General features: G+C 50.3%; 17 protein-coding genes. 9 read left to right on the plus strand and 8 right to left on the minus strand.

Annotation, left to right across the window (positions count from 1 at the left end):
* Nucleotides 1-8: 8 nt before the first annotated feature.
* From GT409_RS07365 to GT409_RS07375, 3 genes are read left to right on the plus strand one after another with little or no spacing between them, the layout of a single operon-like run.
* Nucleotides 9-6845 carry an RHS repeat domain-containing protein gene (locus GT409_RS07365; RefSeq protein WP_160628447.1) on the plus strand — a complete coding sequence of 2279 codons (6837 nt, stop codon included), beginning with the start codon at nucleotides 9-11 and terminating at the stop codon, nucleotides 6843-6845.
* Between the two features lie 19 nt (nucleotides 6846-6864).
* Entirely contained in the window at nucleotides 6865-7287 is a 423-nt protein-coding gene (locus GT409_RS07370; protein ID WP_160628449.1) for a hypothetical protein, read from the plus strand.
* A complete protein-coding gene (locus GT409_RS07375) occupies nucleotides 7262-7765 on the plus strand; it encodes a hypothetical protein (RefSeq protein ID WP_160628451.1) in 504 nt (167 codons plus the stop codon). Before GT409_RS07370 ends, GT409_RS07375 begins: the two co-directional genes overlap by 26 nt.
* A gap of 691 nt (nucleotides 7766-8456) precedes the next feature.
* Here GT409_RS07375 and GT409_RS07380 read toward each other — a convergent pair.
* The 4 genes from GT409_RS07380 to GT409_RS07395 form a co-directional block, all read right to left on the minus strand.
* Nucleotides 8457-9827: a Kelch repeat-containing protein gene (locus tag GT409_RS07380; RefSeq protein ID WP_160628453.1), complete on the minus strand. Its 1371-nt coding sequence runs from the start codon at nucleotides 9825-9827 to the stop codon at nucleotides 8457-8459.
* Between the two features lie 595 nt (nucleotides 9828-10422).
* Entirely contained in the window at nucleotides 10423-10839 is a 417-nt protein-coding gene (locus GT409_RS07385) for a hypothetical protein (RefSeq protein WP_160628455.1), read from the minus strand.
* An 11-nt stretch (nucleotides 10840-10850) separates the two neighbouring features.
* Nucleotides 10851-11444, minus strand: coding sequence for a tetratricopeptide repeat protein (locus GT409_RS07390; RefSeq protein WP_160628457.1), 594 nt, complete (start codon nucleotides 11442-11444; stop codon nucleotides 10851-10853).
* An 83-nt stretch (nucleotides 11445-11527) separates the two neighbouring features.
* A complete protein-coding gene (locus tag GT409_RS07395; protein ID WP_160628459.1) occupies nucleotides 11528-12112 on the minus strand; it encodes a tetratricopeptide repeat protein in 585 nt (194 codons plus the stop codon).
* A 169-nt stretch (nucleotides 12113-12281) separates the two neighbouring features.
* Here GT409_RS07395 and GT409_RS07400 point away from each other — a divergent pair, with 169 nt between their 5' ends.
* Nucleotides 12282-12482 carry a helix-turn-helix domain-containing protein gene (locus GT409_RS07400; RefSeq protein WP_160628461.1) on the plus strand — a complete coding sequence of 67 codons (201 nt, stop codon included), beginning with the start codon at nucleotides 12282-12284 and terminating at the stop codon, nucleotides 12480-12482.
* On the opposite strand, the gene GT409_RS07405 is transcribed toward GT409_RS07400, so the two are convergent.
* The 4 genes from GT409_RS07405 to GT409_RS07420 all read right to left on the minus strand — a co-directional run bounded on the left by GT409_RS07405 (nucleotide 12479) and on the right by GT409_RS07420 (nucleotide 14574).
* On the minus strand, nucleotides 12479-12676 hold the full coding sequence (locus GT409_RS07405) for a hypothetical protein (protein WP_160628463.1): 198 nt from the start codon (nucleotides 12674-12676) through the stop codon (nucleotides 12479-12481). The genes GT409_RS07400 and GT409_RS07405 overlap by 4 nt on opposite strands.
* Before the next feature lies 1 nt (nucleotide 12677).
* Nucleotides 12678-12896 carry a hypothetical protein gene (locus GT409_RS07410; protein WP_160628465.1) on the minus strand — a complete coding sequence of 73 codons (219 nt, stop codon included), beginning with the start codon at nucleotides 12894-12896 and terminating at the stop codon, nucleotides 12678-12680.
* Nucleotides 12889-13080, minus strand: coding sequence for a hypothetical protein (locus GT409_RS07415; RefSeq protein WP_160628466.1), 192 nt, complete (start codon nucleotides 13078-13080; stop codon nucleotides 12889-12891). Before GT409_RS07415 ends, GT409_RS07410 begins: the two co-directional genes overlap by 8 nt.
* A 334-nt stretch (nucleotides 13081-13414) precedes the next feature.
* Nucleotides 13415-14574 (minus strand): IS3 family transposase gene (locus GT409_RS07420; RefSeq protein WP_408647943.1). Its coding sequence is split into 2 segments (ribosomal slippage): nucleotides 13415-14319 and nucleotides 14319-14574, totalling 1161 coding nucleotides; the frame shifts between segments, so codons are not numbered across the junction.
* 239 nt (nucleotides 14575-14813) lie between these two features.
* On the opposite strand from GT409_RS07420, the gene GT409_RS07425 reads away from it, so the two are divergent.
* The 5 genes from GT409_RS07425 to GT409_RS07445 all read left to right on the plus strand — a co-directional run bounded on the left by GT409_RS07425 (nucleotide 14814) and on the right by GT409_RS07445 (nucleotide 22968).
* Entirely contained in the window at nucleotides 14814-16088 is a 1275-nt protein-coding gene (locus GT409_RS07425; RefSeq protein WP_160628467.1) for a Gfo/Idh/MocA family protein, read from the plus strand.
* A gap of 68 nt (nucleotides 16089-16156) precedes the next feature.
* The gene (locus tag GT409_RS07430) at nucleotides 16157-18640 is read left to right on the plus strand and encodes a LamG-like jellyroll fold domain-containing protein (protein WP_160628468.1); all 2484 of its coding nucleotides are present in this window, start codon (nucleotides 16157-16159) and stop codon (nucleotides 18638-18640) included.
* 117 nt (nucleotides 18641-18757) lie between these two features.
* Nucleotides 18758-19585 carry a hypothetical protein gene (locus GT409_RS07435; protein WP_160628469.1) on the plus strand — a complete coding sequence of 276 codons (828 nt, stop codon included), beginning with the start codon at nucleotides 18758-18760 and terminating at the stop codon, nucleotides 19583-19585.
* 117 nt (nucleotides 19586-19702) lie between these two features.
* Nucleotides 19703-21907 carry a sodium:solute symporter family transporter gene (locus GT409_RS07440; protein WP_160628470.1) on the plus strand — a complete coding sequence of 735 codons (2205 nt, stop codon included), beginning with the start codon at nucleotides 19703-19705 and terminating at the stop codon, nucleotides 21905-21907.
* A 2-nt stretch (nucleotides 21908-21909) separates the two neighbouring features.
* The gene (locus tag GT409_RS07445) at nucleotides 21910-22968 is read left to right on the plus strand and encodes a Gfo/Idh/MocA family protein (RefSeq protein WP_160628471.1); all 1059 of its coding nucleotides are present in this window, start codon (nucleotides 21910-21912) and stop codon (nucleotides 22966-22968) included.
* The last annotated feature ends 17 nt before the right edge of the window (nucleotides 22969-22985 follow it).

Raw genomic sequence — 22985 nt, forward strand, 5'->3', positions numbered from 1 at the left:
AATAATCGATGAAGAAAAGTAGGCCAATCAACGCATGCACTATATTTGCAATCTTTCTGTGGGGCTGTGTTGCCGCAATGGGAAACACTTTGCCAGAGCGCGTTTTGACAGATATGAGCACCGTAGATGTTCTCTATAAATCAGTAAGTGAATATAAGACAAAAACCGGATTTTCAGAAGATGATTACGTAGATCCACCACCATATTCTGGCAGGCGTTATCTGGGTCTCAGCACTATAATAACCAGTTCCTTTAGCGATTTCATTTCTGGGGGAGCTTGTTTTGCGGGGCCTGTTTATTGGAATACACAGGCGTCATGTACATGGGTTACTGAAGAAAGTATTGATTTGTCCAAACACCCGACATGGACATCAACGCCAGGTGACTATCTACAAGTGATATACAGCGGCACGTATCACAAACAAAGGGATACCGCGACTTTAGAGTTTAACTCGCTTGATAATCCCGGCGTGTATAAATACATCGTTAAGAATATAACCGAAAATGCGACACGAAATGCAGAGCTGTCGTGGTCTGGAAAAAAAACCACAAGAACGCAAACAGATTCATATACGTTTGATGAAACTTTTTACAGCTCATCATCTGATGAACACACTGATACCTTTTCGGTCAATGACCCTTGGCTCTATATATCTCCTGAAGTAACGAACTATGTGTTTTTCAATGAGTTTACAACCGCCGCGTTCTGTGCAAAAACGAGGGCCTTGTTGAACACGAAGAGCTATTCTGGGGACTGGGCAGTCGATAATGGCTTTGATCTTGCTTTGCGTAATTTGTGGTACGAAGAGAGTTTGCAGTTAAAGAAATCTATTTATAAAATTCGGGTGCAAACCGATTCGCTTGACCAGGGAGTAAGATACAAGGTGCAGTGGACAGAGATGTTCCTCCCGGAGTGGTATCCCTATGAGGGTGATGTTCAAGTATTACAACATCGGACTTTTAGTTTTGTTGCAACAGGCGGGACAGTCGAATCCCCCGAGTATGAACTGGTTCCTCCAAAACAAAACGGATATGTTCACGTGGTTGTTGATGAGCCTGATTTTGTAATTGATCCGATTCTCTTTGAGGAAAGTTGGCTTCCTCCAGATGAAAAATCAACAACACAGGTTTTCGCCGGAATCAAGAACCCTAAGGATCCGGGCCAGAAAGCTAGCTATTTAAGCCGGATCAGATGGAAAATCCTTCCCGTTAAAGATGGGAAGTTGCTAAGCACATCGATAAGCGGTCAGGGCACGACCGTTGACCTTGCAAAAGCATTGCTGAGAGCTGGAGATGAGACTGGAAGCATTTATGTGATGGCTTACGACAGCGAGAAGCCGGGCGTTTATGCTGTTGAAAAGTTTTATATCGCCTGTGGCCCTTGTTCGGACGGAATCTGTGGAAAAGTAGAAAATGAATGCGTTTCTTTGGAAATTGGGCTGGGCAAAGCCGCAGACGGATCGTCGGCTGGAAGCCTGTCGGTTTTAGAAAAAGAGCCGAATCCTTATATTTACTCTCCGGTTTCACTCCACTACCCAATTGATGAGACTGGGCTGTCCGATGTGATTCGTGATGAGCACGGAACTGTCCGGCAGGTAAAAACCGCCAGCTTGATCGCCGATGTCGTTGTGCCGGAAAATCTGGTGGTGATCACAACAAACGCGAGCTATACGACCACAAATTATGCAGGCTATGAGGTACGCTTGTATGTTCCTTCTGCTGTTGCGGGAACCAGTAATGGGTTGTTCCAGATTGCTGCCGGCGTCGATCCTTACAGAGTGTGGCGAATCGAAGATCCGGAACTGCTGGCCGGCGATGGGGATCAGGTTCGGGTTCGTGAGATTTTAAATGGAATCTCCGGCTCAAAAACAAACAGCAGTTTGTTTGTCTGGGATTCAAGTTTGAATGGATGGGAGCTTCAGAAAGGGGATGGAGCCCAGATTATTAAACGGGGTTCTGTTGTCGCTGGCGACACAGACACACGAACCCTGCTGATAACGGATGCTTTTGGCAATGACGCTACCGAAACCCATAGAGTCTATCGGGACTACTCCTGGGGAACCGTGTTAATTCAGGAAATCCAAGATCCAAATGGCTCGGCCCTGACAACAGATTATACGTATTACAATGACGAAACAGACCCTGCCCGCATGGGAAAACTGGAGTCGGTAAAATATCCCGACGGATCGTGGATAAAATATTTCTATGATGATGAGGGGCGGGAAAGCTCGGTTTGGTCACCGTGGCTTAATGTGACGTTGGAGCAGGCAGCAGCATCAAACTGCAAGCGGGTAGACACCGGCTACGAACCGATAGATTCTGCCGACGTTGCGCAGACAAACAGCTATGTACTTCTAAAGCCGCGAGTGGTGACAGAATACATCGAAGATACGCCGGTGAAAAAAACCGCATATGCCTATTACACCAACGCCACTGAGCGAATTGAAAAAACAGTTGTTTATGATGATCCTGTCTCCGGTAGTTATGCAGATACCAACAATCAGATTTCTACGGCTGTTTATTATCTGGAAGATGATGCGAATGCTGACTTAGCTGACAAAATCAAGCGGACGGTTTCCGCTGAAGGTTTAACCGCGAACTATGGCTACCTCCGAGGAAACTTTTCATGGATTGATCGTACGGCAGGATCGTTTGCTTTCACCGCGAATACCAACGGTGCATGGCTGTGTGAAACCGTAACCAACGGCATTGTTTCGAGTCCGGCTGGAGTGGCAAACAAGACGACCATGGAAGTTTCGTATCGCAACGAATATGGCGGAGTGGAGCTTTCAGAAACACATGTTTACACTGGAAGTTCATATGAACGCATCAGCTGGACGGCCAGCGAATACGATTACAACCTAAGCTACCCGGATGCGGTCGGGCATGTGATCAACCGGTACTTTTCTGACGGAACAATGGAAGAAAACGACTGGAGTTCCTGTTGCGGGCTGGAGGGAATCATTAATCGGCAGGGACAGCAGGAGCTTTACAACTATGATGCATTGGAACGGCGAGACGATGTGACCCGTCTTGGCGAAGGCACTCAACCGGACATCGGTATCATTTATGGGTTTGATGCGGCCGGGCGACAGGTCTCTATGACGGAGGCAGGGGGCGGATTGACCCGAACGACGGCAAGCACCTATGACTTGGCTGGCCGTCTGCAATCTTCGACGAACGAAGCGGGACTAGCCACATCCTACATCTATGAAAATGGCGGCCGCATCAGCTCGGTGACTCTGCCCGGAGGCGCAACACAGGTTACAGAAAACTATATTGACGGTCGCACCAAGCGGGTTTCCGGATCGGCTGTTATCGAACAAACCTATGAATACGGCTTTGACGGAACCAATCTGTGGACAAAGGTTTATTCCGGCCCGCTGGGCCCCGGCTCGCCCCGATGGGAAAAGACGGTCAGCGATGCCGACGGAAAACCACTGCGCACAGAACGTCCCGGCTTTGGCGGAGTTTTGTTAACCACGAAATACACGAACAACACAAAAGGACAGCTGGTCAAAATTGAGGAATTTGAAGGGACGGCTTTAAAACGTGTCACAATCAATGAATACGATGATCTGGGCAACGTTGTTCGCTCCGGCCTGGATGAAGATCAGGATGGAGTTCTGGAATTGGCGTCCATGGATCGCATCACCGATACGGATTTCAGCTATTGGAATGACTGGACAAACTGGTGGCAACGCTCCACGTCGGTTTCCTACCCCAAGGGCAATAACGCTTTTGCCCTCACCAATTCCGTTACCAAAACCCGGCTGACCGGCCTGGGCTCAGCCGGAACGAATGGAATCCTGACAGGTGAAAGCGTGAGCAAAGACGTATTTGGCAGCGAAACCGTATCCGAGTCGTGGGTGAGCAGGACGAACAAGACCATCACACAGGTTGTCGATATTCCGACATCTACAGATGATCAAATCAGCATCACGGTCAACGGCCTGCTCCAGTCTGTTCAATCTGCGTCGGGTGGCGGAACGGTTCAGTACGGCTACGATGGTCTCGGCCGCCAAACCACGGTGGTTGATCCCAGAATTGGAACAGCCACTACGCATTACAATTCCAAAGGCCAGGTTGATTGGACGGAAGATACGCACGGAGTAAAAACCGGATATGCCTATGATTCTGAAACAGGGCAACGTTTTTCCAGTTCCATTACTAACGGCTCTGAAATCATCACGACCTATACCGAGTTTGATGATTTAGGCAATTTGGTTCATCAGTGGGGATCTGCCGCTTATCCTGTAGCTTATGATTATGACGATTTCGGGCAGAAAACCCATCTGCACACCTATAGGGGCGGAAGCAACTGGATTGCCTCGGTTTGGGCCGGAGACAGCGAACAAGCCGACACCACAGAATGGCTCTACGACCAGACCACCGGACTTGTCACAAACAAACTTTACGCTGACGGCAAAGGCCCGTCCTATACCTACTGGCCGGACGGAAAACTCAAAACCCGGACGTGGGCCCGGTCCGACGGCGGACAGCCACTAAGCACCACCTACACCTATGCGGATACCGGGGAGCTGCTGTCTACAGATTACTCAGATGACACAGATGATATTTCCTGCACCTATTACCGAACTGGACAGCAGAAAACCGTAACGGATGCCCAGGGCGTACATTCATTCGAATACACGGATGAGGGATTACTGGATGTTGAAAAACTCGACGGCGTTGAAGTCATTGATCGCAAGCATGACTCTTTTGGCCACAATGCCGGTTATGATGTAGACGATGCTTCCAGCTTCGTCAGCTATGGCTACGATTCTTACGGCCGTTTTTCAGTTATTACTTCAACTGTTGACTCTGCGAGCTCAGTGATTGATTACTCATACGTTCCTGATACGGGACTGATTTCAGGTTATACAGCCCATACCGAGGGATCTGCTGCTTCACTTTTTGTTACAAAAGGTTATGAGTCTGATCGCAATATAATTTCCGGGATTACAAACCAGGTTGTCGGGGGAACGAATGCGGGGGTAATTTCCTCATTTACGTATACAAACGATGATCTCGGAAGAAGAACTCGAAGGGATGATGTTCGAGGCGGGTTGCATGCTCAAGATTCCGCGCTTTATTCCACGTATTGGAATTTTGGATACAACAGCCGGTCAGAAATGACCAATGCAGTGCGTCGTTTTTCTGATTCTACTCCCGTTGTCGGGCAGTCGAAATCTTATCAATATGACAGTATAGGAAATCGAAAAAATGTAGACGCGACGTCCCCGTCGCGTTCCGAAGTCTACACGGCAAACGAGTTAAACCAGTACACGTCCCGAATGATCCCCGGCTTCGTAGACGTAAGTGGCATCGCCGCAACCAATGCAACCGTTACCGTGCGTGACGCCGCTCATGCTGAGCTGCCGGTCCCTGTTACGCGACAGGACGATTATTTCTACACCGCGTACTCTGTGAGCAACTCGACCGCTGCATTCACCAACTCGCTGGAAATCAATGCCGTCATCAATCCTCCGGGCACAAACGACCCTGACATTGTGGAAACCGCAGTGCGACCAGCCTTCGTCCCGCAAACACCGGAACAGCTCCAATACGATGATGACGGAAACCTGACCACAGACGGCAAAAATATTTATGTGTACAATGCCGAGAACCGCTTGGTTCTAGTTTCAAATTTCCAGTATCAAGTTTCTTATTCTTACGATTACCAAGGCCGAATGTTCAAGCGCACAGTCAACGGCGTTCAACATGATTACCAGTGGGATGGTTGGAACATCATTCGCGAGACATCGCACAGTGCAACCAACGTATTCACTTGGGGGCTGGATTTGAGCGGATCGCTTCAGGGAGCAGGTGGTGTTGGCGGCTTGATGTCTGCCAGCCTTGGTGGAACAAACGTCTTCTATGGCTTTGATGCCAACGGTAACGTAACGGATCTAGTCAGGTCCGATGGCTCGGTTGCAGCCCAATATGACTACGATTCTTTCGGCAATCTGCTGATTGATAGCGCAACCATTTCTGGCAATCCGTTTAAGTTCAGCACCAAATTCTGGGAACCAGAGACGGGACTCCTACACTATGAGCTTCGCCCATATCTTCCAAAGATTGGAAGGTGGCTCAGCCGTGACCCGATAGAGGAAGATGGGGGGCTAAATCTTTATGTGTTTACTAAAAACGCAGTTGTTAACTCTTTTGATCTTCTTGGGGCGGCTGAGTTTGTGGAAAGCCCCACGCCAATTCCAAAAATATCCTACTCATTAATACACCGAGATGATGGTTTGTTACGCAAGGCTACTCAGTCTGAATATTTGTTTTATTCTGTAGGGGTCGGGTTGTTCAATCAATCTTCAGTAGCGAAGACGTTGCTTAAGCAATTTATGTTAAAAGAAGGTGAAGGTTTATTGCTGAGCGCACAACAACTGAGGTTGGCGAAACCAGAAATCAGAACAGTTTTGCTGGATCAAATCATCAAAAGTAAGCGCAGAGATTCTGATTTATTTATTCTTAAGGCAACATGGATACCTGCCGCTGCAAATGAAAATGGAACGTTTGGTCGGGCTTGGGCTCGAATTGGTGGTGAGGTTTGTTTGTCTAATGATGACGAGTCTTGGTCTTTCGATGGCGAAGTGTTTTTTCATGACTTATATGATTTTGATTCCGCACCGCCCTCTTGGAGTGATGCTCATTTGCCAGCTCCATCCTGGCCCTTCCCGTACCCCTATAAGCGAAGCGGAGGAACCGGCGGTGCTGGCGATAAGGTAAAATGGGCGGAGAAACATATCCCCGGTGTACCATTTTATGTGCGTAGTGTGGTCGTCAGAGTCCGTGGAGAAAGTTCCACCGGCTTCTTAAATCTGAATTCCGATTAGAGTTCGCAAGGAGAGTATAATGAAGATGAAGGTAACTGTAACTGTAGTCATTCTGTTTTGCATTGGCTGCCTAATCTGGAGGTACACAACTCACAACGAAAATTCCATAGCGCGAGTTTTGAAAATTCTACAGATTAACGATGTTCATGGAGTGCCAGAAAACGAAGCATTTCAAGTTAATATTGTTGATCGCGAAAACATCAGTGATTTTTATGCAGTTTTCGAACTCGCAGATGGTGCTGGTGAAGAATTCATCCGAGCAAATGGCTTCAAGTCTGATGGGTATAGTGCTTTTCCAAATCGAAATGGCTGGAACGCATTGCCGCGCTGGTGGGATTTTGACCAAGTACCTGACGGCCCCATCTTTAATAAGAATAATGTGTTGGTATTCTTGAGAGATAATGAGTTGTATCTTTATGTATTTGGTGATGACGAAGAATAGCAAGTTGGGTCGCCGCACCCGTCGGGACGATCTCCGTACCGCAGACATCTCATCTGCCCAGTCATATTGGGACTTCGGCTACAATACTTGCTCAGAATTGACGAATGCGGTGAGGAATTTGCCCGGCGGTATTCCTGTCGTTGGGTTGAGAATGCCGTATCATGCTCCGGAAAATGGTTATCAGACAAACTGGATTTCCCATGCTGGGGAAAGGCAGGACACTGGGTATTTCGGAACTATTGTTTCAGATGAAACAAAAAACTATTTTTGCCGAATACGAACCGTTTTGGATGAAAATGAGAAAATTGAGGCAGCGTTCTATGGAAAAATTTATGGGGCTTTTTATGTGCGGTCTGCATTGCGGGAAAATCCAAAAATTATTTTTAACTACTATTTAAATCCGACTCAAAATGATCGGAACCTTGAGTTTGATCCCAAACAAAATCTGTTTGGTGGACGTAGCCGTTTTGCACCATAGCACGGAAGTCTATTAATGAACCCACAAGCCAACCAACCGTATTGACCACGTCGAATAAACCTTCCAGATCACAGTCTCCAAACCCCAACCAATCCACTCCTGATTACTACTTGAGGGGGGTGTGTTACTGAGTTGCACCCCCGGCGCGTTGCGTAGGAGTTTGTCCGGCAGTTTCACTCAGAGTTTTTCAAAACTTCCCCACATATGGAGGGGATAGAGGGGGTGTAGCCAGTTTCTAAGTTGTAACCCGCTGCCGTCACAGGAGTTATGGTTTCCCCTCTATGGAAAACCTGTCAGAGGGGGACGCATAGTGGCCCCCGCTATTGTCAACGGGTATGGAAATTTATAGAGGGGGATGTGTAACCCAGGCAACCACCGGCACTTACGTAAGATGATTCCGGGATTCCCCCTCCATCCCCGCTGAAACTCGGGAAACTTTTGAAAAAGATTCGTGTCAGGGTTGTAAACCCCCGCAGCCTCCGGCTGATCCGGCCCTGCGAAGCACTTGGGTGGGGAGAGCGTTGATGCGGGATCGTGACAGAAGTGCCTGTTCGTTGACCTTGATTCTATGGGCTAAAAAAGAGGGGGGGGCATTTTGCGTTGCTTTCGATTTTAGGATCAGAAACAGAACTCCACCACCGCCTACAATGTCTGGATAGGCTTCTGGCCGATTCCGATTGAAAGCTGGGAATCAGTCCTTCCGGTAGTAGTATAGGCCGTTGTCCTGCTTTATTGTGTCCGACCTGGCGATAGTGCTGTATTCCGCATCTGAAAGTACCCACAGTAAATTTTCAAACGAAAGAAGAAGGCTTTTGTCCTTAGACCAGTAACTAACGCCTGCAATTTCCCAGTCAGAGCCATTGGATGATGTACAAATCAGATCTGTGTCACCATTGATAAAATAAATTTGGTCATCAACAACGCAAGCGCTGTTATCATTACCGAAGAGGTAGTGATAGAACGGGATGCGGCCTGCGGAATTCCATGTAATGCCGTTTGTTGACCACCAGACAGTCGAATATGTGTCGATTACCCACAACTTGTCTTGGAATTCGAATGCGACAACAGATCCCGCCAGCCAGTTGGCGCTGGCTGTAGCTTGTGTCCAGTTAGTTCCGTTTGTTGTCCACCAGACATCCTTAAATTTTGAAGAGCCTTTTTCGCCTCCCATCAGCCACAACTTGTTCTGAAATTCTACTGCAGCGGCGTTGTGTCTGCCTGCCCAGTCAGCGTTGGCTGTGGCCTGTGTCCATTGCGTTCCGTTTCCCGAACACCAGACCTGGTTATAATAATAAGATGCGTCTTTGCCTCCCATCACCCACATTTTCCCGTCGAAAGTGGCAACTGAACGGTTATAGAGCCCCATGTTGGGTGAATTGCCGGAATAGGACCAAGCGGCTCCATCAGATGAGGAATAAATTGAGCTATAACCGATACACCACATCTTTCCGGAAAAATTAAGGTAGGAGCTTCCATAATTACCCGACCTTGGTGTAATTCCGGTAAATATCCAGCGTTGACCTGGGATTAGCTCAAGAATCGAATATCCCTGTGCTTCGAGTTCTGAGTTGGGGTAGGTTGCCGAGAGGATGATGTTTCCGGATGGTGTGGGGCCGGTCAGTGCATCTATCTCTTCCCGCAAATCACCTGTGGCGGTTCCCGCTTCATCTGCATAACCTGCGTGGAGTGAAAAAGGTACAGTTAATATTTTTTCCCGTGGCGATTGGGCAATTCCATTTAGCGAGAGTTCCAGCCAATGCGAGCTGGCATCCTGCAAGGCTCCTGTCAATGCCGGCTCATTCTCATTTGCAACGCTTTGGCCTGTCGACCCGAACTGGAAACTGTAGATACCGTTTACATCTAGGGTGACGGTGCCGATGTCTTCAGAGTAAAGCTCATTACCGTTTTCTGCAGAGTCGTAAATGCGGACGGCCATCGAAACATCACCTGTGACGGCATTGCCACCTGAGTCGGTCAGGCGACCTTGATAGTTAATTTCGGAAGGAACGCCTGCGAAGCAACAGGGTGCCAATAATATTAATATACATACGATTCTTTTCATTCTGCCTTTCGCTGATGGTTGTTTTTTGCTTCCACGGAATTAAATCAGCACCTCGTTCCGCTGAAATCCCCATATCTGTTGCCGACCAAATTGATGTCGTAGAGCATTCTCACATTAAAACAGGTTGCTGTTTCCCGATTTTCAAGCTTTGAGTGTATAATTGTTCCTATTGCGGTCGTATGGATTTTTACGATGTCTGTGGTCGAACGAAAAAGACTGCCCCGCTCGCCGGACTGGAGCGGGAGTAATTTGTTCACACAGAGTTTTTCAAAAACTTCCCCTCTTATGGGGGGGGGACAGAGGGGGCTTGCCGGTTTTTAAGTTGTAACCCGCTGCCGTCACCGGAGTTATGGTTTTCCCTCTATGGAAAATCTGTCAGAGGGGGACGCATAGTGGCCCCCGCTATTGTGAACGGGTCTGGAAATCTATAGAGGGGGATGTGTAACCCGGTCAACCACCGGCACTTACGAAATCTGAACCTGCATTTCCCCCTCCATCCCCGCTGAAACTCGGGAAACTTTTGAAAAAAGATTCGTGTCAGGGTTGTAAACCCCCGCAGCCTCCGGCTGATCCAGCCCCATGCTTGCCTGTAATTCTACTGCCAGCGTCTGAGTTCGGCAGTCTCGACAACGGGTATTGTTCGATCACCCAGCCATTCTGCCCACATTGCATCCTTTTCAGCTCGGGTGAAATGGGAGGTGCTTTGATGATTTTCCTTTTCGGTAAACCACACCCAGACCGGCCAGTCATTTGTTCGTACAGGGATAAGGGCTGTGCCGTTTAACTCGTACCGGTCATGAACCCAGTAGTTGTGTTTTGATGCACGGCTGTAGAGATCTGTGATGATGACTTCAGCGGAGCCGTCGTGGTCCAGATCAACGAAGGTGTCTTTGATGTTTGCGTAGGTCCAGAAGGAGTGAATGGTTGGGTCACCTTCGTTTTGAGGGAGAATAATCAAAACCTGTGTCAGTCCCGCATTAAGTCCACCGAATCCTCCGTTCTCCAGCTCCACGACATAATCGGTTAAATGGTCATTGTTGAGGTCTTTGGCGTATACAGCGATAACGACAAGGCCTTGTCGGTATTCTTTTCAACGAGAGCTCCTCCGTAATACAGCAATGCCAGGCAGCATTGGGCATGGGGATGACCTTTGTTGGATGCCAGTTCAAGTAGTTCAACTCCTTTGGCCACATCCCTAGGCACATCCTCACCAATGCAAAGCATGGACCCCAGGAATGCTTGACCAATCGCGTTATCCTGCTCTGCTGAGAGTGTCAGCAGTTTGCAGGCCCTGCGAGGGTCGCGAGGGAAGTTTGGTCCAGAGGGAGGGAACACTCCTTGAGAACACATCATTCCCAGGTTTCCCTGAGCAAATGCATTGCCTTGATCCACTGACTTCTCTAGCAACGCAACACCTTGTTTGAGGTTTAGTTGAACATATTCGTTCGGGCTGCATGCCATCATAAAGCCCAGTAAGGCTTGAGCGTCGGCATTGCCTTTGGCAACTCCCTTCCTGCAAAGCCTCGCAGACTCCTCCGGATCAGATGAAACCATTTTTGCCAGAGTCAGATAGTCGTATTTAAACGAACTGTTTGAACATCCAATCTGGATGAACATAAACAGGATTAGAGCAAGCGAGAGAGTTGGGGGGGGAGGGCTCCCTTAATGACTGGATTTTTCATGCTGAGTTTCTCCGATAATCAAAGTGAAACTCCTTCGAGTTTCATGACTTGTGTAATCGCGGGTAACATCTCCATCGCCCAGTCATTACCTTGGTGTGCTGCCTTTGACACCCATGTATAGGTCTGAATAATAAGCTCTGGGTTGCCTTTGTCTTCAATGAGGAGTTCCATGTAGTGTTTGGCCAAAGCAACTTGAGAGGCTTCGAAGCCTTGTTCCGCAGCCTTTTTATGCCAATCCACACCTTTTTCTATATCGATCTCGCAAGGAAGTGTTTCTCCTTCATAGGTAACTCCCATGTATGCTGACCCCATCGCAAACTGAGCAAAAGGAACTCCGAGTTCGGCAGCTTCCCGGATGTACTGCATGCCCTGTTCCAGATTCTTGTCTACCCCTTCACCAATGAGAAGTAAGCTTCCGAGGCGGCATATTGCCTCCGCATCTCCAGCGTCAACTTTCTGTTGTAGTATTTCTGCCTCGGATAGTTCAGCGGGCTTCTCTTGAGCGGGTGTGTCTGGTTTTGCTGTGCTATTTTTTTCGCATCCCGATGTGAGAGCCAGCATGGTGGCCATGCAGGCTATCGCTAATGATTTTATACGCTTCATTCTTTTTTCCTTTCTATTTAAACACAGCCGCTCTTCAGGTGGCCTTTTTGACTGTCCCCACTTAGGGACAAAAACCTATCATATACACCATTTTAGTGTGTAGAGTAATTTGCACTATTTTGGTGGTCTTCTTGGCGTGAAAGCACACCGGAAAAGATCACCACAGAAAATGCTCGGAGAGGCCGTCCGTGCCAGACGGCTGGAGCTGGATGTCAGTCAGGAAAAACTGGCTGAAATGGTGAATGTCCACAGGAACTATGTGGGCAAAATCGAAAGAGGGGAGCAAAACCTCACCATTGAAACGCTGGTGAGGTTTGCTGAGACCTTCAAATGCAGGCCGAGTGATCTGCTTTCAGAAGCGGGACTCTAGACCAGAAGAAAGCTCTGCCCTGCGAACCCATCCTCCAATGCCTGTTCATTCGCATACAGGCAGATTGATTCATCCGTAATTCCGATGATCTGACCCAGTGAGTTGCGGACCAGGACAATGTAGATGCCTCCACCCGAGTTCCATGCCTCCCCGTTGAGGAGTTCGGCCAGTTGATTTGCTTTTTCTTCATCCATGTCAGCCCTCCTGTATGTCTAAAAAGCCGGGTCCATTTCCCTCGGGGTCGCACAGCACAAAGACTACCTTTTTGATGGTCTTTCTGTTCTGTCTGCCTTCGGCAGTGAAGCCCCAGTATTCGCCTGTATCGTCCACGGCTCCTCCGGTGATGGTTAGACCTGTCAGATCGGGGATTAAGCGATCCAGGCAGGCCTGAGCGTACTTGTTTGGTTTACTCATTGGGTGTGCCTTCCTTAATGGTTTCGATTTCACCCATGAACAGCTCATATTCATGGGATTCGCTTCCTCCGTCCTCGATCTCGTCCATTGCCAGCTGGTAGAGATCAGTGATTTTGGAACGCTGTTCCGGGGTTTCAGCAATGGCCTTTTGGGCTTCGCTGAGCATTTCGCGTTGGTAATTCATGGGTTTCCTTTCGTTGGGGTACAAAAAAGTCCATTTGGGGTGGGGGGGGCGGTCTTCTCAAATACGGAGATGGGTTGAGGTGTAGAGATTCTCAATTATGAAAGTTTTGTGTTGGGATGCATGGTCTTGTGGGGGATTTCCCCGCAAAAGAATTTCTTTACGTTGTGTTTAAATGGAGTACCTTTTAAATGATGAGGTTTTAATGCCTGATCTCATATTTCAGACAAAAGGGAGTGTTATGAATGTCACTGACCTGATCCCATAAAACTGGACGGTTTGTAGTGAGAGTTCTCCGTGATAATGACCTGCCCCCGTCGATTGGACCACTGAGCCTCTAAAATACGGCTTCTAATAGTTGCTGTGTTCTTTGGGTTCCCTCCCTCCTCCGGAGGAGGGAGGGAAGCGCGGACGCCTCCATCCACGCACCTATATATTCCGTCGGAGTCTTGTTATCAAGCGACTTATGCGGTCGCTGCTCATTGTAATCTTTTTTCCATGCTGCGAGTTTATCACGGGCATCGTCCACTCCGAAGAAAAGCTCCACATTCAAACATTCATCCCTCAACTTTCCGTTGAAGCTTTCGATGTATCCATTTTCGGTCGGCTTACCCGGTCGGATAAACTCCATGGCGACCTCATGATGATATGTCCAGGCATCCATCGACCTGGAGTAAAACTCGCTTCCGTTGTCCACACGAATGCTTTTGGGATAACCGCGTTGATTAGCCACTCCGTTCAGACAAGACGCGACCTTTTCACCGGTGATGGATCGGTCAGCATATAGCGCCAGGCATTCCCGACTAAAGTTATCGACTACCGTCAGTATCCTGAAGTGACGCCCGTCCTCGGTGCGATCCATCACAAAGTCCATACTCCATTGCTCGTTGGGCCCGGCAGCCTGCTCAAGAGGAACACGAGGCCGGTTCGCCAACTTTTTACGGGGTTTCGTGCGAACGGCAAGGTTTTCCTCCATGTAGACCCGATAGACTCTTTTGTGATTAATCTCCCATCCTTCCCGGCGCAACAGAACATGAATGCGCCGGTAACCGAACCGGACACGTTTAGCGGCCAGTTCCTTAATCCGCAGACGAAGCGCCTCATCGTCCCGAGGCTTCGCTTTGTAGAAAAAGGTGGTCCGGCTTAACTCAAAAAGCCCGCACGCCCGGCGGCCCGAGAGTCCGTATGCATCACATGCCCCCTCGGCCAGTTCGCGCTTCCGTGCAGGCTTCAGAGCTTTTTTGCAATGACCTCCTGCAAGATGTGCTTGTCCAGACTCAGGTCGGCTACGAGCTGCTTCAACTTGCGGTTTTCATCACGTAACATGCGTAACTCCCGCACCTCGCTTACTCCAAGCCCCTTGTACTTCTTGCGCCAGTTGTAAAACGTGGCCTCACTGACTCCCATCGACCGGCATAGTTCGGCTATCTTCTCGCCGTTCTCCGCCTGCTTCAGGGCATATACGATCTGTTCCTCTGTGTATCTCTTCCGCTTCATTCGTCCTCCTTATCATGAGGTTAAACGAAGCCGAATCCTAAAGTATCAACTGGTCCAGTTTTCGGGGTGAACGTCAGGGCTTGTCCGGTGAGGGATGGGCTTTGAGAGCAGTTTGCCGATATTTTAATCGGAATTGTTTAGGTTAAAAGCATTATGGAAAATAGTAAACAATCGTAGCTTGAGCAGGGGCGTGTATGATTATTTCTGTTTTATTTCGAATTTTAGAAACAGGAATATTTATGCGGAAGAAGTCGAGATTGGCGGCGATTGGGTGTGGCGGACGGACGCAGACATATATGTCGATTGCTGCAACGCTGCCGGAGCATTATGAGAATGTGGCCGTGGCCGATCCGGTGGCTGTGCGTCGCGAGGCGATGCGCACAATTTCCGGGAATGCAGATATTGCCCTTTATCACGACGATAAGGATATTCTTTCCGTCCCGAAGCTGGCTGACGTCATGATTATCGGCACGCAGGATGATTATCATGTTGAGCCCTGCCTGCGGGCGATGGAGGCGGGCTATGACATTCTGCTGGAAAAGCCGATTGCTCCCACCATGGCCGAGGTGCGGGAACTGGCGGACGCTGCAAAGTGTCTGGATCGGCGTGTGCTGGTTTGCCATGTGCTGCGCTACACGCCGTTCTATAAAAAGGTAAAGGAAATCATCGACTCCGGTGCGCTGGGAGCAGTGGAGTCGGTTAATGCCCGCGAGGGAGTGGGTGCCTGGCACCAGGCGCATTCCTATGTGCGGGGACATTGGGCGGTGACCGATAAGTGTTCGCCGATGATTATCGCGAAGAGCTGCCATGATCTCGACATCCTTTATTGGCTGATCGGCCGTCCCTGCAAGTCGGTTGCGAGCTATGGCGGGTTGAGCCATTTTACGGAAAACAACAAGCCGGAGGGATCACCGCTGCGCTGCACGGACGGCTGCCCGCTTGGGCTGGACTGCATGTATAACGCGCTGCACTACATGGATCGGAACCGCGAGCTGCTTCATCTCGTCATGGATGGCGGGGCTGCGGCTGCCCCGGATGAGATCGAGGCCTGGCTGAGGCAGAGTCCGTGGGGGCGTTGCGTCTATTCCTGCGATAATACCGCGGTTGACCATCAGGTGGTTGCTATGGAATTTGAGGGCGGTGTGACGGCGACGTTTACGATGACGGCATTTGACGAAGGTCGCAGCATTGAAATCTTCGGCACGAAGGCACGACTGGTGGGCGGTGCGGCCTATAAGGAAACCTGCGGCGATGATATTGTGGTGACGGATCATGCTGACGGTCGGCAGGTGCGCCATAACGTTGAGTTCGATGACCTTGGTTACAGCGGGCACGGAGGCGGGGATTTCGGTTTGATGCAGGCGCTGCACGAGGAAATGAGGTGTAGTGCTCCCGAGCAAATGCTGTCTTCAATTCATACGTCTGTAATGAGCCATGCCATGGGTTTTGCCGCGGAAAAAGCGCGACTCACAGGAACCACTGTGCGGGTAGAGGATTTTGAGTGTAAAGAATGAGTGGGGAGTGACGAAATCAGATGTGGTTTTAAAATTTTCGTGAGGGTTAACAAAAGGAAGGAGCATAAATGAGAAAACACCAGTACAGAGTGATAAAATCAATCGTTGCTGTAACGTTATTGTTTGCGTGCGGTACTGCATTCGCCGCGAATTGGACCGGTGCGGGAGGAGATGATGACTGGATGAATCCTGCCAACTGGGGCGGAACGTTGCCTACCGCTCAGAACACCTGGATGGATAATTCCGATACTGCGGTTCTTTATGCCGATGATGAAGATACCGTGGCCATGTTTTTTCCTGGAGGAACCCCGGGGATTGACCTGACGATTAAGGGAACATTAAACGCCACCGGAAGAATGAGGATTGCTGAAGGTGCAGGAACAACAGGGATCGTTACGGTCGATGGCGGAACGCTGAATGTCGCCGATCACTTTTATGTTGGCGCAGGAGGTACCGGGAAACTGATTGTCACAAATGGAGGGACAGTTAACCAGACTGTCAGCGGTTATGGGTTCCAGGTGCCGCCGGCTTGGGGCACAGGCACGGCTACGAACGTCGTGGAACTGATTGATGGGGCCATTAATACCGTTGATCTCGCCATGACAGCCAAGGGGCTGATCAAGATCGGCGCTGACGGTTCTCTTGTGGTTGACGGTAATGAAAAGACTGAGATCGAAGGTTATATTGGAAATGGATGGATTGTTCCCGTCAGTTCGTTTGGAACGATTACTGTAACTTATGATGGTTCAAACACGATCGTTCAGGCGGTGGTTCCGGATCTGAGCCATCGGGTTCCTTATGTGGATAATGAAAATACGGTTGCTCTGTGGCATATGGATGCGGTTCGTGATCAGGAGTTTGTCGATGATGACGACCGTGTCGTTTTTGGCCGCAATGCCGATTTGACCGTGTTCCCCAATCCTAACACAAACGGTCCGGCGCTGGTTGATCCTGCAGTGACACCCGGTCTTGATTTCCCGGTTGGCAATGCCGCGTTCGGCAATTGTCTCTATCTGGATAATATTCAAAGCGCTGCCACTAATACCGCTCAATATCTGAATATTCCCTGGGGGGATACTCCTGTGGATCGGACGAAAATGCGTATTGAGGGATGGTGCAAGTCAGATGTTGCGTATGATGACCAGATTCTGGTTGATCGTTGGGGCCAGATTGTGGTGTATGCACGAGATGATGGATTTACGGTTTTAAGGTGGGATGCAAATTATGTAGCGTCTTGGAAAGACGCCAAGCCTGCCGGTTTCGCGGCCACCAACTGGAATCATTTTGCGGTAGAGGCAACCTCTTCCAACCTGCTGATCTATGTGAACGGGACACTCGAAAGCGATACCGAGCTCGACGGTGGGCTGTTTGACTTTACATCAAGAGAGGCCACCACGATTGGCGCACGTTATAATACGAGTTCCGCCTTCAAAGGCTATATTGATGAATTCCGGATTTATACGACCGGCCCGGCGGTTGAAAGTCTGCGGGCATTTGATGCGCCCCAGGCGGTGGTCCCGCCAGTGATTGACGGGGTTTTGGGCAACAGTGAATGGGGCGATTCGATAACGCTAGATCTGGCTTATCCTGACCTGACAACCCTTCCTAATGTGGGGGCAGTTGCGGGGAATAGTGCTGATATGGATCCCGCGGATATCAGTGGTTCTTTCAGTTACAAGTGGGATGCGGATTATCTCTATTTCGGGTTTGAGATTACTGATGATGTGCATATTGCAGGCGGATATCCGGATGACCATCTTCTGTTTGGGTTCAACCCGTCCATCAGCAACACCGTTTGGGACGATACCCTGACGTTTGAAATGTTTGTGGATGGGAGCGGAACTGCGCAGACGTCTATTTATAAAGATGGGGGAGGGACGCTCAAGCTGGACAGCTCAGTCTTTGCTGGTTCCACCGATGGGGCGAGCTGGAAGTTTGAAGCCAAGCTGAAGTGGACGGAGATATTGAATGATGCCGGATATGTGCCGGCCACCAATGACCAGTTCGGAACCATCTTGTTGCTTTGCGACAACGATGCGGACGACGGGGCGCGTGACGTGTTCTTGTACAGTATTGCGGGCGGTTCTGTGATGACGGAACCCGCCGGATGGCACACGGTGTCACTCGCGGGGCCGATTCCAACGGTCGTCGTAACTTATAACGATTGGATTGCGGACTACAGCGTCGGCGTCCAGACCAACCTGAGCGATGACTTCGATCTGGATGGGATGAACCATCTGGTTGAATACGCTCTCGGAGGAAACCCGGAAGTTGATGATGCGGCGGATATTCTGCCGGTCTCCTATGTGGACAGCAGCAGCAACCTGTTTGCCTATGTCTACAGTCGCCGCCTAGGATCTGAAGGGCTTGGGCTCACTTACTATGTTCAGCGAGATAGCGATTTGGTGAACACGCCGGACGGGTGGACGACGAACGGTGTGGCCGAAGTTGTTTCGGGGCTTATCAGCGCCAGTTTCGAGGAAGTCACCGCCACCGTTCCTATGGATGTGGACGGCCGGTTCCTGCGCTTGCAGATTGAAGCTTCCCAGTAAGTAAAACCCGCATGTACAACCTTTGGGGAAAGCACGAAGCGTTTTCCAAAGGTTGTTTTTCGATTTTGAGCTGTGTCAGTTCGCGGGAGATTGTTGTGAATATTATTAACAGGAAGAATGATGAATAGATTTTGGTGGATAATTCTGGTTGGTATGGGGCTGCTGGCTTCGGTGTCAGTGGCGGTAGAGCCGGTCGTTGCGGTTGATTTTGGCGCGGACTATTCAGATAGCTATATCAATGCGTTTGAAGTGCCGGTGTTCAGTACGGTGGATGCGGACTCCGACGGGAAGAAGGATGATCGGCTGTTGAGCATTGCATTCGGAACCGCTTACTGGCCGTTGGATTCCGATATTGTCGTGATACCTGAGGGAAAGTCGGGGCCAGGCCTGAAGTATGGGGTGAGCCTTGCCAATATTGATTCCGATCTGGATCCAGTGATGAATCTTAATCGGTTTACGCCCAAGGATGAGACGGTTATCTACGGCTGGACGAATACTGTGCCGGGAATAAGCCGGAGAATGGCTTCGGCCTGGTATTGGGAAAAGATCAATTTTTTAAACGGTGCGGATCAGAAAAAGGGTCTGAGATTTGCGGACGAAGAGGATTCCCTTAAGCTGGCGACCAATTTGGCAGGAACCCCGGCCGCCGGGTTTATGCGGGGGGCTGCTTTCCTGGTGCAAAGCGATGGCCGGTGGTACATCACAAAACTGACTTCTGCCGGATACACGACGCAATGGTCGATTAACGGGGCTGCAGCAGACTGGTATGAATTTGAACCGGCCAAAGGAACGCTGTTTTTCGACCGATCCAATCCGGGGCCGGCTGTGAAAGGTTCGTCGCTTATGGATATTACCGCATTCGGAATGGTTGCACAGCATGGGCTGACATCCGGGACCCTGTATCAGGGATTTAAAACCATGTCGGCGGTGTTGGTTGCTGAATAGAATGGTTCCGATACTCTTTTTCCAAGGATTGGAGAAGTCGGTGGAGCGCGATTCTGTTATAATCGCCGTTGTTTCGTTGTTGTTTAACAATGGGTTGCAGGCAAGAAAAGAGATGGAATGAGACAATTGATAAAGATGATGATTGCGAGCCTGCTGGTTGGAGCGGGGGGCGGGGCTGCTGAGCCGTCGGGTGGTTTTTTTGAGTTTTCTTCGGCACCGGTTGTTGAGGCCATTGAACAAAATGCTTCCGATGTTCTGGTTTTCCAAGGCTTGGAAATCAAAGACGGGTTTATTCGGATCAGCGGGCAGAGTGTGACCCATGTGGAAGGCGATGGGGTTACAGACCTCCCGGAGCTGCCGGTTTCATTGTCAAATCCCGGTGCGGCGCTGGTCGGAAGCACATTGTATGTGGTCAGCGGAGTTACACTGCTGAAGCTGGATCTGGACAGTCCGGATGCCGGCTGGGTTGAATGCTCTAAGTCACCTGAAGATTCTGTGGAAACCAGAGCCGCCGTCAGTTTGCAGGACTCTCTGTATATCATCGGCGAATCAGCACTTTTATATCATCCGGCACGGGATGAGTGGCAGCGATTAACCAGTCCGCCGGAAGACTTGAGTGGTTTTGTTGCGGCCTCTTGTGGGAACGATCATTTGCTCTTTTTCAATGCCAAGGCATCCGATGATCGGATTCTGGCGTATCACCGTATTACCGGGGAGTGGCTTGAAATGGGGCGCCTGCCGGAAAAGGTCAAGGTGTTCGCTGCGGCATCGAGCGGCACGGAGTTTGCTCTGTTCACCTCCGATTCGGTTGTGAGCGCCAAAGCGTTGCTGAAGCCCACCAAATATGGATGGGTGGACCATTCGGTTGTCGCGGGTCTGGTGCTCGCCTTGGTTGGTGTCGGGATGTATTTCTCCAAAAAAGAGAAGTCCAGCGGCGACTATTTCCGCGCCGGCAACCGGATTCCGTGGTGGGCGGCGGGTCTGAGCCTGTTCGCCAGTGGGGCGAGCGCGATCAGCCTGATGGCGATGCCGGGCAAGGCCTTTGCTGACAACTGGATCTATTTTTCGATCTCTTTGTTTGTGGTTGTGGTGCAGTTGCCGTTGATGCTGCTGGTGTACATTCCGATTATTCGTCGTCTGAATATTGCAACCGCCAATGAGTATTTGGAACGTCGTTATGGGTTGCCGGTCCGCATGCTCGGCTTTGTCATCTATTCGCTCAATCAAATGATGGGTCGGATGGCTGCGATTCTGCTGCTGCCTTCAATTGCGCTCAGTGCTATTTTTGGGCTTCCGATGGAGCAGAGTATTTTGATTATGGGTGTGGTCGCCACCATCTATGTGACCCTGGGCGGCCTTGAAGCTGTTATCTGGACCGACGTGCTGCAGGCGACCGTTATGCTGCTGGCTGTGCTGACCTGCTGTTTCTGGGCTTTTTTCTCGCTCGATATGACGGTGCCGGCTGCCAGAGAAGTCATCAGCGGGATGAACAAACTGCAGGTATTCGATTTCAGCTTTGACTGGACCGCGCCGGTATTTCTTATTGTCTTTTCCAATGTAGTCTCGATGACTCTGGGAATGATTGGCGACCAGACTTTTATTCAACGCGTTCAGTGTACTCATGATGAAAAGGAATCACGTAAAACCATTCTTACGCAACTGGCGGTTGCTGTGCCGATGAATATTGTTCTCTTTGCCCTCGGGACCCTGTTGTTCCTTTTTTATAAAACGCGCCCGGAAATTCTCAGTCCGGCGCTCAAGTCCGACGGTATCTTCCCGTTTTTTGCCGCGCAGACCCTGCCGCCCGGCATGGCGGGGTTTGTCGTCGCCGCGCTGCTGGCAGCCACCATGTCCACTGTTTCCGGAGCCATCAACAGTGTGGCTAACCTTGGAGTGGAAGATGTCTATCGTCGCTTCTTTCCCAAAGCAACCGATCATAAGTGCCTTATTGTTGGGCGGACGCTCACAATCAGTCTCGGAGTCTTTGGGACTGGCGCCGCGTTATTGCTGGCCCGTACCAGTCTGCTGTCAGTCTGGGATCTGGCTCTGATGATCACCGGGATGATCCTTGCGCCGATCACCGGGATCTTCGTGCTGGGGATCTTCACAACGCGCACCAACAGCTTCGGGGTCTGGGTCGGAACTGTTGCCTCTATTGCGGCCAATTATTACGCGAAGTTCTGCATGAACCTGCATGCGCTGGCTTACCTTACTGTCGGTGTGTTCGCTTGCATTATCGTGGGGTATCTTGCCAGTTTTCTGGCGCCTCAGTCGAAGAAGAATCTCGATGGTCTGACCGCCTACACTCTTTTGGAAAAATAATCATGAATCAGTCTGAAAAAATCAGCATGGCGGCGGTGGGGCTTTTCTTCGGGGAGCACCTCATTAAGGAGATCGTTTCTGGACGGGCTGAGCCGTATATTTCGCTGTGTGGAGTGTGCGACCTGAATGCAGAATTGGCCAGCGAGGTGGCTGAACGCTACGATACACGCGTGTATGCTTCGTTGGATGAAATCCTGGCGGATCCGGAAATTGAATCCGTCGGACTGTTTACGCCGCCGGCGGGTCGCGCGGAGCTGATCCGCAAAATTATTCGCGCGGGCAAGCATGTGATGACCACGAAGCCGTTCGAGGTGGATGCCGATGAGGCACTGTCCGTTTTGCAGGAAGCCCGGAGTCTCGGAAAAGCGGTTCATTTGAATTCACCCAGTGCGCTGCCGGATCCCGAAACCGCGCAGATTCTGCAGTGGCAGCAGGAATTTGATTTAGGGCAGCCAGTCGGGGTTCGATGGGAAACCTATTCTTCGCTTCGTGAAAAAGCGGACGGCAGCTGGCAGGATGATCCGGAGCGGTGTCCGGTGGCGCCGATTTTCCGCTTGGGAATTTACGGGATTAACCAGCTGCTTCGTCTTTGCGGAACGGTGGAGGCGGTGCATGTGATGCACAGTCGCATTTTTACCGGACGGCCGACCCCTGATAATGCAGAGCTTTCGCTTCGCTTTTCCAGCGGGGCCCTTGCAAGCGTTTTCGTTTCGTTTTGCATTGATGACGGACATCGCCTGCCGGATGTGCTGACACTCCATTATAAGCGAGGAACGGTTCGAGTTCGGGCTTTGGAAGTGGATGCCGGTATGTTTGTGACGGCGAAGGAGCTGTTGCTGCAGATGCGGCAGGAGGATGGCGCGGTGCTGAACCGTCGCATTGAAATGTTCGACTATGGGCCGCTGAACAATTACCAGTGGAAAAATTTCCATTCTGCGGTTCGCAATGGCGGAACGGTGGACGGGGAGGTTTCTCCCGAGCAGGTTGCGCATAGCATTTGGATTATCAGCGCGATGCGTACGGCCGACCAGACCGGTGCGCAGGTTTTGATCGATGGATAAAGCGCGTTCCGGCAATA

Origin of the sequence: Tichowtungia aerotolerans, assembly GCF_009905215.1 — a bacterium.
Classification (GTDB): Bacteria; Verrucomicrobiota; Kiritimatiellia; order Kiritimatiellales; family Tichowtungiaceae; genus Tichowtungia; species Tichowtungia aerotolerans.

What these genes read in the sequence shown, in the direction of transcription:
- GT409_RS07440 (WP_160628470.1), top strand. Translation starts at nt 19,703, where the DNA reads ATGAGACAATTGATAAAGATGATGATTGCGAGCCTGCTGGTTGGAGCG.
- GT409_RS07445 (WP_160628471.1), top strand. Translation starts at nt 21,910, where the DNA reads ATGAATCAGTCTGAAAAAATCAGCATGGCGGCGGTGGGGCTTTTCTTC.
- GT409_RS07405 (WP_160628463.1), bottom strand. Translation starts at nt 12,676, where the DNA reads ATGGATGAAGAAAAAGCAAATCAACTGGCCGAACTCCTCAACGGGGAG.
- GT409_RS07415 (WP_160628466.1), bottom strand. Translation starts at nt 13,080, where the DNA reads ATGAATTACCAACGCGAAATGCTCAGCGAAGCCCAAAAGGCCATTGCT.
- GT409_RS07410 (WP_160628465.1), bottom strand. Translation starts at nt 12,896, where the DNA reads ATGAGTAAACCAAACAAGTACGCTCAGGCCTGCCTGGATCGCTTAATC.
- GT409_RS07425 (WP_160628467.1), top strand. Translation starts at nt 14,814, where the DNA reads ATGCGGAAGAAGTCGAGATTGGCGGCGATTGGGTGTGGCGGACGGACG.
- GT409_RS07370 (WP_160628449.1), top strand. Translation starts at nt 6,865, where the DNA reads ATGAAGATGAAGGTAACTGTAACTGTAGTCATTCTGTTTTGCATTGGC.
- GT409_RS07375 (WP_160628451.1), top strand. Translation starts at nt 7,262, where the DNA reads ATGTATTTGGTGATGACGAAGAATAGCAAGTTGGGTCGCCGCACCCGT.
- GT409_RS07400 (WP_160628461.1), top strand. Translation starts at nt 12,282, where the DNA reads ATGCTCGGAGAGGCCGTCCGTGCCAGACGGCTGGAGCTGGATGTCAGT.
- GT409_RS07435 (WP_160628469.1), top strand. Translation starts at nt 18,758, where the DNA reads ATGATGAATAGATTTTGGTGGATAATTCTGGTTGGTATGGGGCTGCTG.
- GT409_RS07430 (WP_160628468.1), top strand. Translation starts at nt 16,157, where the DNA reads ATGAGAAAACACCAGTACAGAGTGATAAAATCAATCGTTGCTGTAACG.
- GT409_RS07365 (WP_160628447.1), top strand. Translation starts at nt 9, where the DNA reads ATGAAGAAAAGTAGGCCAATCAACGCATGCACTATATTTGCAATCTTT.
- GT409_RS07390 (WP_160628457.1), bottom strand. Translation starts at nt 11,444, where the DNA reads ATGTTCATCCAGATTGGATGTTCAAACAGTTCGTTTAAATACGACTAT.
- GT409_RS07395 (WP_160628459.1), bottom strand. Translation starts at nt 12,112, where the DNA reads ATGAAGCGTATAAAATCATTAGCGATAGCCTGCATGGCCACCATGCTG.
- GT409_RS07380 (WP_160628453.1), bottom strand. Translation starts at nt 9,827, where the DNA reads ATGAAAAGAATCGTATGTATATTAATATTATTGGCACCCTGTTGCTTC.